We start from the raw sequence: 14,348 nt of genomic DNA, 5'->3' as shown, positions 1-14,348 counted from the left end.
ACTACCTCGAAGCATGGGACGTCAGACCAGTTCAATCGTCGAAGATTTGCGGCTGGTCGAGCCTGACCAGCTGCGCCGAATGGTCAGGGCTGGCGCCTACAGGGGCGCAACCAGCGGCCTGGCACGCGGCAAGCTGCAGGCGAATGTGGTTATCGTGCCGCAGCGTTTCGCCGCCGATTTTCACAAATTCTGCCTCGCCAACTCCAAGGCGTGCCCGCTCGTCGGGCTCGGCCGCGCCGGCAGCCCGTTTGTTCCGGCGCTGGGAAATATCGATATCCGTACCGACGCCCCCCAGTACAGCGTCTTCTGCTATGGCGAGTTCGTGCATCACACCAACCATATCGCTGATCTGTGGCGTGAGGATTTTTCTGCCTTTGCGTTGGGCAGTTCGTTGAGCTTCGAGCCGACACTGGTGGAGAAGGGGGTACAACTGCGTCATGGCGGCATCAGCGGACCAATACCAAAGTACCGCACAGGCATCAGAAGTCGTGCGGTCGGCCCGTTTGGCGGCAATCTCGTTGTCGCCATGCGCGCCATCAGACGCTGCGACATCGACAGGGTTCGAGCCATAACCACACGTTTTCCTAACGCTCATGGTTCGCCCTTTCACGTCGGGGACCCTTCAATCCTTGGCATAACGGATCTCGATTCGCCTGATTGGGGCGATCCGATCGATCTGCGGGGCGACGAGGTTCCCGTATTCTGGGCAAGCAGCGTGACAGCGCAGGAAGCCCTCATGCATGCGGAGCTGGCGATCGCCATTACCGCTTCTCCCGGTCATCTGCTCATCACTGACGTGGACGCAGTGGCCCGTCAGGACACTGCAAGGGTCGCTTAGCGCGACGTGCCTTCAGGTAGATACTATGGTCTGGCAACATACAGGTCGTTGACAAACCAGACCGGAGCGGGAACCTCCCCTCCATGGCAATCAATCAGCTCCTCTCCATCGCCGTCATCATCCTGATGATGGTCGCCTTTGTCTGGGGACGGCTGCGCTACGATCTCGTCGCTTGCGTGGCATTGATCCTTGCACTTGCGGTTGGCGTAGTGCCCTATGACCGGGCATTCTCGGGGTTCAGCGACGATATTGTCATCATTGTCGGAAGTGCGTTGCTGGTCAGTGCTGGCGTGGCCCGCTCAGGCATAATGGAATTCGCGATACAGCGCATCGCCCCCAACGTGACGGGTGTTCGGGCGCAACTGGTGCTGCTGGTGGCCGTCGTCACCGTGCTGTCGGCTTTCGTCAAGAATATCGGTGCGCTGGCAATCATGATCCCGATTGCCTTTCAGTTCGCGCGCAGATCCAACAGTTCCCCTTCTGTCTTTCTGATGCCGATGGCCTTCGGATCTCTGCTCGGCGGACTGATGACGCAGATAGGCACGTCGCCAAACGTTGTCGTGTCGCGCATTCGCGAGGAACTGACGGGAACCTCCTTCACGATGTTCGACTTCACCCCTGTTGGAGCGGCTCTCGCCATCACAGGCATTATCTTCCTGTCGCTGTTCTACTGGCTGGTGCCAGTGCGTGTACGCGAAGCAGGCTCTGTTCAGGATGCTTTGGACGTCAACAACTACGTTACCGAGGCATTGGTCGTTTCGAGCTCGACGGTAAATGGAAAAACAGTCGGCGAGCTGATGAATTACGCTGGCAGCGAGGTGGTGGTCACGTCCATTCTGCGCTCCCGTACGTTCCATGTTGCACCCCTGCCGGACGCCAGGTTGCGCGAAGGCGACATCGTTCTGCTCGAGGGCTCGCCAGAGGCACTCGACCGCGTCGTTGCTCAGGCCAAGCTCGACCTGACCGATGGTCGCCAGGATTCCGGGGAAGGCAGCAGCGAATCCTACATCACGGTCGAAGCGGTCCTGGCGGAAAGCTCGCCTTTGATCGGCTGGTCCGCTCAGCGCCTGGCGCTCTACGATCGCTACAAGATCAATCTTCTGGCCGTCAGCCGCAAGGGCGAACGCATCGGCGAGCGTCTCGGAGCGCTGACCCTGCGGCTGGGCGACGTGCTTCTGCTGCAAGGCAAGCGGACGCGATTGCCGGATATCCTGCGCGAACTTGGCGCGCTTCCGCTCGCTGAACGGCCAATCCTGCTCGGCAGCGTGCGAGGTGGCAGTATCCCCATCCTTATCCTGGCTGCCGCCATGATCGTCACGACCACCGGAGTGATCCCCATACCGGTGGCTTTCTTCACGGCGGCGGTTGCGATGGTGCTTTTTCGCGTGGTTCCTATCCGAGACATCTACAATGCCATCGACGGTCCGATCCTGGTCATGCTCGCCGCACTCATTCCCGTGTCGGACTCGCTGCGCCGCAGCGGTGCGACCGACGTGATCGCCATGTGGCTGGCCGAACTAGGCGCGAAATTGCCGCCGGCCGGGGCGTTGGCGCTCATTCTCGTCGTTGCCATGGCGGTTACGCCGTTCCTCAACAATGCCGCGACGGTCTTGGTGGTGGCGCCGGTGGCAGCAGGTTTCGCATCGACACTGGGCTATCACCCGGAAGCCTTCCTGATGGCCGTTGCCATTGGCGCCGGCTGCGACTTCCTGACCCCGATCGGCCACCAGTGCAACACGCTTGTGATGGGACCGGGCGGTTACCGGTTCAGCGATTATCCCCGTCTTGGTCTTCCGCTTTCCATCCTTGTGATAGCAGTCGCGGTCCCGATGCTGATGCTTGTCTGGCCGCTGCAATAGATCGGGCCAGCTTCGCGGAACTGTACCTCCCATGCACAGGGCTTGCCATGAAAAGGACCTGGTCTCGAAAGCTGAATTTTCTTCCTTGACAAGCTGAGCTCTTCGCTCAGCTTAGTACGGCGTTGTCGCTGCCGGAGGGGCACATGACCGTCGCGCTTGACCAGTTTTCCGAGCTGGTTTCCAACATCCACGAGGCCGCCCTCGACGAGGCCAGGTGGGACTTCACCTTGCGACGCATTGCAGGAGCCTTCGACGCTTTCGGTGTGGCCCTTCTGGTCGTCGACCCGAAATCGCGCGAGATGAAGGTGGCGTCTTCCGGTACGGACCCGGCGACGATGGAAACATACAATGCCTATTATGGCCGCATGGATCCGGTCGCGGCGGCCATTCACCATTCTCCCGTAGGCGCCATTCTGACGGGGGACCAAATTACGTCGAGATCGGAACTGCTGCGCAGCGAGTTCTTCGTCGACTGGGCGCTCCCCAACGAAGTGGGAGATGGCCTGTTTGCGAAGCTGAATACGGATTCGATGGTCGATGCGTGGCTTTGCATCGCAGCTCCGCTTCGATCGGAAGCCTATGGCACGCAGGAGCGGCAGGATCTGATGCGGCTTTTGGCACCGCATCTCAGGCAAGCCCTGCGGACCCAGTCACTGCTTGCGCACCACGCAGCCATTGGCAAGGACACCTTCGACGCCTGGGAAGCAGTTCGTCACGGCGTGATCCTTGTTTCAGCGAACGGCAGGGTCGTTTATGCCAATTCGGCAGCGCTTGACCACATTCGCAAAGGGGTCGATCTCAAGGTCGGCATCGGAGGCCATCTGCAAGCCGTCCGATCAGCTGATGATGCCGTGCTCCAAAAACTGATTGGAAATTCCACCCAGGCTCTGGCCGATGGTACGCCGACTGGTGGGAGTTACGCGTTGCATTCATCAAGCACACATCACCCACTTTTGGTGCAGGTCGTGCCAGTTGGCCGCCGAAGCGCGAACAGCAAACCTTCGTCAGCACTGGTTCTGCTGGTGAACCCGCAAGCTCAGGCAGAGTTTCCATCGTCGGTCCTTCGCCAGACATATCGTTTAACCAGGGCTGAGACCGACGTGGCTCTGGCCGTGGCGCGCTGCCAGGGGCTGCAGGCCGTTGCCGATGACCTCTCGGTGTCCCTGCCAACCGTTCGCGTCCATCTGCAGCGCGTCTTCGAGAAAACCGGCACGAACCGGCAAGCCGATTTGATACGATTGATGATGATGCTTGAGGGCGGACTGCACCAGCCTGCCCGGCGAGCTTAGACAAACCAACTGTCAAGCTCGGTGAAGCCCCGCATTCGCTGAAGCGTGCAAATTTCAGAAAAATTTCAGAAAACCCACGGCGCGGCATCAGGACGCTCCAAGCGGTACCGGGCATGTGAAACGCTCGATTGACCGAGGGGCAGGGACGGTGTGGGGCATGTTTCCACGCCGCGGGTTGGATTGTCATCACACGACCGCTTCCTTCGGAGCAAAGCGGCCCGCACTCAGTATGCGCAAGCATGCGGAGCGGCGGGATTTTGCCATTTTATCAATAAAATCAATTTGCTGGCTTTTCTTGGGTGTATCCCGTCCAGGGCTCGCGCCCGCTTTGGAGTTGGTGTCTACGCCCAGGAAAAGTGTGGGAGGAATCGAAAGTGAGTGCCAGGGCGGGTTTGAGAATTCGTACAGGTTGGATCGCACGGCTTTCGGCGGGCACAGCCTTGGCGGGATTCGCGCTGTCACCGCTGTCTGCATCGGCCGCGACCTACACCGCCAACGACACCGCCAGCCTGCAGACCGCAATCGCCAACGTGAATGCCGATAGCGGCGGCGACACGATCGACATTACAGGCAACATCACGCTGACTGCGGAACTCACCGCGATCACCAAGGGAGTGACGATCACCGGCAACGACCATACGATCAGCGGTAACAATCAATATCGTATTTTCTTCATCGCCGCGCCGAGCGGTGACGACATCAACATCTCGAACATAACTCTAGCCAACGGCTATGCCAAAGGCGGCGACGGCGGCGCAGGTGGCGGCGGTGGCGGGCTTGGGGCAGGCGGCGGCATGTTCGCCATGTCCGGCGATGTGACTCTGACGAATGTTGGTTTCTCCAGCAATAGCGCCAAAGGCGGCAATGGCGCCGGCGGGGGCATTTCGGGAGGTGGCGGTGGCCTGGGTGGCGACGGCGGCTTTAGCGGCGGCGCCGGGGCGGGCGGTGGCGGCGGCGTTGGCGTAAACGCCGATGGCGGCAACTACAACAGCGGTGGGTCGGCGGGAATCCTGCCCGGCGGCAATGCGGGCGCAGGCGGAACCAGCGGCGGAACCAACAGCGGCGGCGGCGGTTTTGGCGGCAATGGCGGCGGTGGCGGCGGCGCGAATGGCGGCGCCGGCAACTCTGGAGGCAATGGCGGCACCGGCGGTTTTGGCGGCGGCGGCGGCGGCGGCATTATCGGCGCGAACGGTGGTTTTGGCGGTGGCGGTGGCGGTGGCGTTGGCACAAGCGGACGCGGAGGCAATGGCGGCTTTGGCGGTGGCGGTGGCGGTGCCGGTTTCGGTGGCGGCGGGGCATCCGGCGGTTATGGCGGCGGCGGCGGTGCGGGTGGCCAGTCCAGCGGTTGGGGCGGCGGCGGCGCCGGCATGGGCGGCAGCGTGTTCGTCTGCACTGCAGCGATCGACGCCAAATGCGGCGCCACATTAACGATCAGCAACACACGAGACGCGGCAATAGGTGGTACTGCAACTGGTGGATCCGGCAGTGGTGGAGGGTCGCAGAACGGTGTCGGGCTCGGTGGGGCGATTTTCACAACCACTGACGCGATGACAAACATCGCAATCTCGGCAGGTACTACAACTACGGTCTCGAGTTCGGTTGAAGGTGTTGGCGACAAGGGAATATCGCTTTCCGGCGGCGGTACGCTGAAGCTTCTGAACGACGCCAACAATTTCAATGGGCTGGTCGTCAGTGGTCCGGGCACGACGGTTAGCGTGGGCGCGGGAATCTCGCCCGGTAAAAACGGCTCGCTTGGCTACGGAAAGGTATCACTGGGCAACGGTACGTCCGTTCAGTTCAACACGAACGGCACCTTTAACAACGGCTTTGCGCTGACTGCCGATCCGACCTTCGACACCGCCGGCAGCACGATAACGCTGTCGGGCAAGATCGAGGACGGTGCCGCGCCAGGTGTGGTCGACGTGATCGGCGGCGGCATGCTGTTCATGACCAACAATGCCAACAGCTACACGGGCGGCACCGTCGTGCGCGCCAACAGCAAGATCGGCATCGGCAATGACGGCCAGCTCGGCGGCCTGGCCAGTGGCCTCAGGCTGGGCGACGCCACGACCAACGGCACGCTTTTTGCAACCGAAACCTTTACCTCTGCGCGCAGCATCACGCTCGGCACGGGGGGCGGAACGATCTCGGCCTATGCCGACAAGACGCTGACGCTGTCAGGTGTGATCGGCGGCGCCGCTCTGTCGATCGGCGGCGGGGGAACCGTCGCGCTCACCGGCACCAACACTTACACTGGCGGCACCAAGATCGACGGCGGCACCCTGCAGATCGGCACGGCCGGTACAACCGGCAGGATTCTTGGCAGCGTGGATGTCGGAACGATCGGCGTCTTCAATATTGTCAATGCCGACACCAGCGGCATTACAAGCATCTCGAACAAAGGCACAACCTATTTCGGCGGTGCTTCGAGCGCAGGCACCGCTGAAATCACGAATGACGGCACCGCGATTTTCCTTAACACCAGCACGGCCGGCAGCGCCGCAGTCACCAACAATGGCACCTTGGCGTTCAATAGCTCCAGCACCGCCGGCAGCGCCGGGATCGGCAACAACGGCACGCTGAATTTCAACAACACCAGCAAGGCCGGCAGCACGGCCATCATAACCAACCGCGGCACTGTGAATTTCGATGACGACAGCTCGGCCGACAACGCCACAATCGTCAACGAGAGCGGAACCGGGCACCGCGTGGTGTTTTCGGGAAGCAGCAAAGCCGGCACTGCCCAAATCACCAACAACTCCGATCTGGCTTTTTCCGGCACCAGCACCGCTGCCGATGCGAAAATTACCAACAATTTGACCTTGTTCTTCCTTGAGGGCAGCACCGCCGGCAATGCCGTCATCACCAACAACGGTGACCTGTCCTTCAACGAAAGGGTTCTCATCGGGGCTGCCAGCACGGCCGGAAGCGCAACCATCACGACCAATGGCGGCGGAACTGCCAGGTTTTTTGGCAATGCCAGCGGGGGCAACGCGCGCTTCATCACCAATACCGGCGGCACATTCGACATATCCAACGCCACAACCGGAACGGCGACGGGCTCGATTGAAGGTGCCGGTGTACATTTTCTTGGCGCGAAGACGCTCACCGTCGGTGGCAACAACAGGTCGACCGAAATCAGCGGAAGGATAGAGGGCACCGGCGGTTCCCTGGTGAAAACCGGCAGCGGAACGCTGACACTTTCCGGCTCAAGTACCTACACAGGCTCGACAACCATCTCCAGCGGCACGCTCAAGGGCGGTGCAACCAACAGCTTTGCCTCGAGCAGTGCCTTCGGCGTTGCCAGCAGTGCGACCATAGACCTCGGCGGAACCGACCAGGAGATCGGTTCGCTGACGGGAACTGGTACTGTCACCAACAGCGGTACGAGCGATGCGAGACTGACGGCAGGCCGCGACAACAACTCGACCGCCTTCAGCGGCATCATCAAAGACGGTGCAACCAAAAAGACCGCGCTGACCAAGGTCGGTTCGGGGACGCTGACGCTGACGGGGGCCAACACCTACACGGGCGGCACCGTGATCAGCGCCGGTACCCTTGCCGGCAACACAACAAGCTTGCGCGGCGACATCGTCAACAACGCAACGCTCTCCTTCGATCAGGGAGCGAGCATAGGAACATATGCCGGCGCCATCTCCGGCTCCGGCGCACTGGTCAAGTCCGGAACGGGCAACCTCACGCTGACCGGCGCTAACACCTATACTGGCGGTACGACTGTCAGCGCCGGCTCGCTGACAGTCGGTAGCCTCGGCTCGATCGCAGGCAAGGTGACCGTCAGCAACAGCACATTCACACTGGATGGCGCGGACGCGAGCGGCATCACCGAGATCAGTGGCGCCGGCAATATGTATTTCAGCGGCGGCACGAACGCCGGTTCCATGACCATCGTCAACGACTACGGTGCCGTGGGATTTACAACACCGCAAGCGCCGGCTCCGCCAATATCTCCAATATCGGCGGAAACGTGTTTTTTACAGACAATGCAAATGCCGACCAGGCGACGATTATCGGCAACTCCGCCACACTTGTGGTGTTTCAGGGAGCCAGCCGCGGTGGTAACGCGCGTATTGTGATGAATGGAGGTGCCAATATTAGCATCTCGCAACTGTCGTCCGCAGGAACAACAGTCGGCTCGATCGAAGGTGCCGGCACTTTCAATCTCGGAGCGAAGACCCTCACAGTCGGCAGCAACAACCTGACGACCACGGTCAGCGGTACCATTTTTGGCTCGGGCGGCAGGCTCGTCAAGACCGGTAACGGCACGCTGACGCTCTCGGCAACTCTCAACAGCTACAACGGCGGAACGGTTGTCGAAGATGGAACATTACGGGCGGGCTCCGAGAACGGGTTCGTCGACAACACAAAATACACGGTAGATGGCGGCACTCTGGATCTCGGCGGTTTCGGCCTTACGATGTCGGAGCTGTCGGGCACCGGCGGCACGGTCGAACTCGGCGGAGCCGTGCTCAGGGTCAATCAAACAAACACTTCCGTATTCTCAGGCGTGATCTCAGGGGCGGGCTCCGTCGTCAAGCAAGGTACCGGGACGCTCACGCTCAACGGCAGCAACGCCCATTCCGGCGGCACGGTCATTTCGCAAGGCACGCTCGTTGTTTCGAGCGACGCCAATCTCGGCAACGCTTCCAGCGGATTGACGCTGGATGGCGGGACGCTACAGCTGGGCGCGACATTCGACCTCGCAGCGACGCGCAATCTGACGCTCACCACCAATGGTGGAACGATCGACACCAACACACTCTCCTCGACCGTCAGCGGCAACGTCACAGGCCCTGGCAGCCTTCTCAAAATCGGTGCCGGTGCGCTCACCCTGGCCGGCAGCAGCACCTATGGCGGCACCACCAGCGTGGATGGCGGAACATTGAAGATAACCGGGGCCGTTGCCAACGGCGACGGCTATGCCGGCAACGCGGCCGGTTCCGACGGCAAGGTTCTGGTCACAGGCAACAGCGCGAACTGGACAAATGGCGGCGAGTTGTACGTCGGCTATCGGGGAGCCGGCGAACTGACGATTGCTGACGGTGCCACCGTCAGCAGCTCCCAGGCGTACACAGGTCACACTTTCGGGTCCTCCGGAACCGTCAAGGTGATCGGCCAGGGCTCGACCTGGAACAACAGCCATGATCTGCATGTCGGTTATCTCGGCACCGGCAGTTTGACGGTTGCCGATGGCGGCACAGTGAACAACGCGGTTGGGGGGATAGGATATCAGGTCGGCTCGTCGGGCACGGTCACGGTGACAGGCCAAGGCTCGACCTGGAACAACCGCGAAGAATTGTACATCGGTTCCGCTCGCAATGGCGAATTGACGATTGCCGATGGCGGCGTCGTGAACAACACCTTCGCGCGCATCGGATATCTGTCCAGCGGAACGGGCACAGTCATGGTGACCGGCCAAGGCTCGACTTGGGCCAACAGCAGCATGGTGTCTCTCGGCGACTCCGGCAACGGCCAGTTGACCATCCAGGACAGTGGCAGTGTGTCAGCCAGCTATCTACGGATCGCTCAATATGCGGGATCGACGGGGACGCTCAACATCGGCGCTGCCGCGGGCGACACAGCGGCCCGCGCCGGCAAACTCGACGCGCCAGTGGTGGATTTTGGGGCCGGCAGCGGCAAGATTGTCTTCAACCACACCGAGACGGACTATCAGTTTGCGTCCAACATCTCCGGCAATGGTAGCGTCCAGCAGGTAGCGGGCACGACGATCCTCACCGGCACCAGCACCTATGCGGGCACGACGACGGTGAGTGGCGGCAAGCTGCTGGTGAACGGTTCGATCGCTTCGTCGTCAGGCATCACCGTGGATGCCGGTGCCACGATCGGTGGCAATGGCACGCTGGGCAGCACGGTCGTCAACGGCACGCTGTCGGCCGGCAGCAGCCCGGGCAAGCTGACGGTCGCCGGCGACTTGACCCTGGGTGCTGGCTCGACCAGCCTGTTCGAGCTCGGCGCTCCGGGTACCGTCGGCGGTCCGTTGAATGACCTCGTCTACGTCACCGGCAATCTGACGCTTGGCGGAACCCTGCTGACGCCAGGCGCGGTGTCCGGCTACTACCGGCTGTTCAACGTCGATGGTTCGGTGTCCGGCAGCTATTCCAGCCTGCCGGCGAGCGCCACCATCCAGACCGCGATCCCGCACCAGGTCAACCTGTTCATCCAGAACGGCGACCAGATCGTGCAGTTCTGGGATGGCACCGACGGTGTCGGCAACGGCACTGTCGACGGTGGTGCCGGCATCTGGAGTGCGGCAGGAACCAACTGGACCGGCGCTCCGGGTGCGGCCGACTTCAACGACCAGTGGCATGGCTCGGTGGCGGTGTTCACCGGCACCGGCGGCGTGGTGAAGGTCAGCGGCCCCGTTGGCTTCGAGGGCATCCAGTTTACCAGCGACGGTTACAAGATCGAAGGCGATGACCTGACGCTGAGTGGCGACAGCGCCAACAACAGCTCGGCGAGCTTCGTCAACGTCAATGCCGGGGTCACGGCCGAGATCGGTTCGATCCTGACGGGCGCCGCAGGCATCGGTCTCGACAAGTTCGGCAGCGGCACACTGATCCTGTCTGGCGTCAACGACTATACCGGCGCCACCACGATCAAGGGCGGCACGCTGGCGCTGTCGGGCGTAGGCGACATCAGCTCCTCCAGCGGGATCAACCTTGAAAACGGTACCTTCGACATTTCCAGGGTGAACACCGCCGGCCTTGTCTCGATCAGCAGCCTTGTTGGAACATCCGCCGGAACCGTACAACTGGGCAACAAGGGACTTGGGATCAGCAACGGTTCGGGCGATTTCGCAGGGATGATCGCCGGCGACGGCTTTATCGATATCGGTGCCGGTACGCAGACGCTGTCTGGCATCAACACCTATGCCGGCACGACAGGAATTTCCGGAACGCTGGCGCTGAAGGGCAGCGGGTCCATTTCCGCTTCTTCCTTCATCATGGTCAGCGGTACTTTCGACATCTCACAGACGACAGACGGAACCAGTGTCCGCCAGTTGTTCGGGCCATCGGGCTATGGCGTCGTGGCGCTCGGTTCGAAAACTCTGACCATCACCGACGCCGGCAGTTCCTCAAATCCATTTATCGGCTCGATCCAAGACGGCGGTATCGGCGGAGGAACGGGGGGCGGCGTGACGATCGCGCGCGGTGCATCGCAGTACCTTTCCGGTACGAACACCTATACCGGCACGACGACGGTCGAGCAGGGCGGCAGCCTCTGGCTTGTCAACAATGGCGGTCTGTCGTCATCCAGCAGCCTCGTCGTGAACGGCTTGTTCGATTTCGCGGGGAGCTGGGCGTCTTCCACGTTCAAGTCTCTGAGCGGCAGCGGCGAAATCCGTCTCGGCGACCACGATCTCCGTATCACCGCCGCGAACGGTACCTTCTCGGGCACAATCAGCGAATGCGGTATCGGCTGCTCGCCCAGTTCTTTCGGCAAACTGACAATCGACGGCGGCACGCTGACACTTTCGGGAGTGAATGAATATCATGGTGGCACGACCGTCGGCCGTTTCGGCGGAATCGCGGCGACACTCATCGTGACGAACAACAGCGCCGTCGGCACTGGGCGTGTGCTGTTGAACGATACCGGTGTGTTCCAGGCTGGAGCGGATGGCCTGACCTTCGCCAACCGTTTCGAAGTCGGCCCGAGCTACGGCACGGTCGACACCAACGGTCACACCATGACCATCTCCGGCGTGATTGCCGATGCCACCGATCCCGGCACGCTGCACAAGACAGGTGCCGGTACGCTGATCCTGACCAATGACAACACCTATGGCGATGGCACGGTCGTCGAGGCCGGCACGCTGCAGCTCGGCAATGGCGGCACCACGGGTTCGATCCTGGGTGATGTGCAGCTCGGCGGCACGCTCGCCTTCAACCGCTCCGACACCTACACCTTCTCCGGTGTCGTCTCCGACAGGGCCGGCAGCCATGGCCAGGTCGCGCAGAACGGCACCGGCGTGGTGGAGTTGACCGGCGCCAACAGCTATTCCGGCGGCACCTTCTTCAACAAGGGCACCATCGCCGTCGCCAGCGACGGCAATCTCGGCGATACCGCCGGCGGGCTGACCTTCGATGGCGGCACACTGCGCTACGACGCCGCCTTCGATGTCGCGGCAACCCGTGCCGTCACGCTCTCGGCCGGTGGCGGCACCTTCGACAGCAACGGCTTTGCCGCAGGCATCGCCGCCGACATCACCGGTGCCGGCGGCCTGACCAAGACCGGGGCGGGAACCCTGACGCTGTCGGGGCAGAACGACTACACCGGCACCACCACGATCTCGCAAGGCACGCTGGGCGCCAGTGTCGCCCATTCCTTCTCGGCCCGCAGCGCGGTGTCGGTGGCGGCAGGCGCCAGCCTCGACCTCGGCAGCCTCGACCAGATCATCGGCACGCTCTCGGGCGCCGGCTCCGTTGCACTCGGCAGCGGCAACCTCACCGTCGACGAGACCAGCAACTCGACCTTCTCCGGTTCCCTCTCCGGTGGCGGTTCCTTCACCAAGTCCGGTTCCGGCAAGCTGATGCTGTCGGGAACCAGCACCTATACCGGCCAGACCTTCGTCAAGCAGGGCACGCTGTCGGTCAACGGCTCGATCGCATCGTCAGCGGGCATCACGGTCGAGACAGGCGGCACGCTCGGCGGCACCGGCACCCTGGCTTCGGTGACCGTGGCGAATGGCGGCACGCTGGCGCCCGGCAATTCGATCGGCACCGTCACCATCGCCGGCAACCTGGTCATGGGCGCCGGCTCGACCTATGCCGTCGAACTCGATCCGGCTTCCGCCGACCGCACCAATGTCAGCGGAACCGCCAATCTGTCGGGCGGCACGGTGTCGACCAATTATGCTGCCGCCACCTACATCCAGAAGACCTACACCCTGCTCAATGCGCAGGGTGGGCTCGGCGGCACCAGCTTCGTCGGCCTGACCGGGACCGCACCCACCGGCTTCAAGCACAAGCTCGCCTATGACGGCAACAATGCCTATCTCGCACTCGATCTCGACATGCGCGAGCCCGGCAATCCCGGGGAGCCGGGCAAGCCAGGAGAGCCTGGCGGCAGGCCGGTCTTCGATCCGCTCAACCGCAACCAGCGCTCGGTGGCCAATGCCATCGTCGGCTATTTCGATGCCAAGGGCGGTATCCTGGCCGAGTTCGGTGCCCTCGACAGCGCCGGCCTCTCGCTGGTCTCCGGCGAGCCGGCAGCCGGCGCGATCAGCTCAGGCATCCATGGCACGGACCAGTTCCTCGGCCTGCTGTCGGGCGAGGCGCTGGCGGGCCGTGGCGGGCAGGGCGCCGGTGACACTGCATCGGCTTTCGCCGATGACAAGCCGGCAGCAGATGGCGACAAGCCCTTCGCAGCGCTCGACGCAAAGTCCGATCGTCTGGCCGGTCCTGTCGCAAAAGTCTTCGACAGCCGCTGGCGCAGCTGGGGTGCCACCTATGGCGGCACCTCCGAGATCGGCGGCGATGCCGCTGCCGGCTCGCACGACACCGACCTGAAGACGTTCGGGCTGGCAGGCGGCATCGCCCGCAAATGGCACGATGCCACCATCGGCGTCGCGCTCGGCGGCGGCGCGTCCGACTTCCAGCTGGCCGACAAGCTCGGCAGCGGCAGCGCACGCTTCTTCAATGCCGGCGTCTTCGGCCGGCAGGAGTTCGGCAACGCCTATGTCGCGGCTGCCGCCGCCTACAGCTTCTACGACGTCGAAACCGGCCGCACCGTGCTTGGCAAATCGCTGTCGGGGGACTTCAACGCCCATGCCTTCTCCGGACGCATCGAGGCCGGCTACGACATCGAGACATCGCTGGCGACGCTGACCCCCTATGCGGCCTTCCAGGCGATCGCCTACCGCATGCCGGGCTACAGCGAGACCGGGGCGGGCAATTTCGGGCTGGCCTACAAGGGCAATACCACGACCGTCACCCGCACCGAACTCGGCGCAAGGCTCGATCACGGCATCGGCCTCGACAACAATGCAACGCTGACGCTGTCGGGCCGCGCTGCCCTTGCCATCAATGGCGGCGACACGATCGGCTTCGTCGCCGGCTTCCAGGCGCTGCCCGGTACCGCCTTCAGCATCGAAGGCGCCAATCCCGACCGCTACAGCGCACTCCTCGACGCCGGCATCGAATACGCAACCGCCAACGGCTTCTTCGCCGCCGCAAGCCTCCAGGGCGAACTCTCCGGAAACCTCCACAACATCGCTGGAACCGCTAAAATCGGCATGAAATGGTGACCGCGAGCGGCAGTTGAACGCCCGGTTTCGACACACTGACAAACGGAAGCCCGCCCGTTTCAAGTTTGGCGGGCTTT

General features: G+C 62.5%; 5 protein-coding genes. All 5 read left to right on the top strand.

Going from position 1 to position 14,348, the window contains the following annotated elements:
* Positions 1-13: 13 nt before the first annotated feature.
* The 5 genes from ACFJIU_RS11215 (at position 14) to ACFJIU_RS11195 (ending at position 14,271) form a co-directional block, all read left to right on the top strand.
* Positions 14-838, top strand: a complete 825-nt coding sequence (locus tag ACFJIU_RS11215) for a D-glutamate cyclase family protein (protein WP_379071220.1) — start codon at positions 14-16, stop codon at positions 836-838.
* An 83-nt stretch (positions 839-921) separates the two neighbouring features.
* Positions 922-2,697 carry an SLC13 family permease gene (locus tag ACFJIU_RS11210; protein WP_379071218.1) on the top strand — a complete coding sequence of 592 codons (1,776 nt, stop codon included), beginning with the start codon at positions 922-924 and terminating at the stop codon, positions 2,695-2,697.
* 143 nt (positions 2,698-2,840) lie between these two features.
* A complete protein-coding gene (locus tag ACFJIU_RS11205) occupies positions 2,841-3,986 on the top strand; it encodes a helix-turn-helix transcriptional regulator (RefSeq protein WP_379071216.1) in 1,146 nt (381 codons plus the stop codon).
* Positions 3,987-4,426: 440 nt separating this feature from the next.
* A complete protein-coding gene (locus tag ACFJIU_RS11200; protein ID WP_379071214.1) occupies positions 4,427-8,080 on the top strand; it encodes a beta strand repeat-containing protein in 3,654 nt (1,217 codons plus the stop codon).
* Positions 7,972-14,271 (top strand): autotransporter-associated beta strand repeat-containing protein, encoded by a 6,300-nt coding sequence (locus tag ACFJIU_RS11195; RefSeq protein WP_379071212.1) that lies wholly within the window; start codon positions 7,972-7,974, stop codon positions 14,269-14,271. Before ACFJIU_RS11200 ends, ACFJIU_RS11195 begins: the two co-directional genes overlap by 109 nt.
* Positions 14,272-14,348: the final 77 nt, after the last annotated feature.

The organism is Mesorhizobium sp. UC74_2 (assembly GCF_042701485.1).
Taxonomy (GTDB): Bacteria; Pseudomonadota; Alphaproteobacteria; order Rhizobiales; family Rhizobiaceae; genus Mesorhizobium.
Note: the sequence above shows the minus strand (reverse complement) of the source record. Positions and strands in the feature narration are given on the sequence as shown.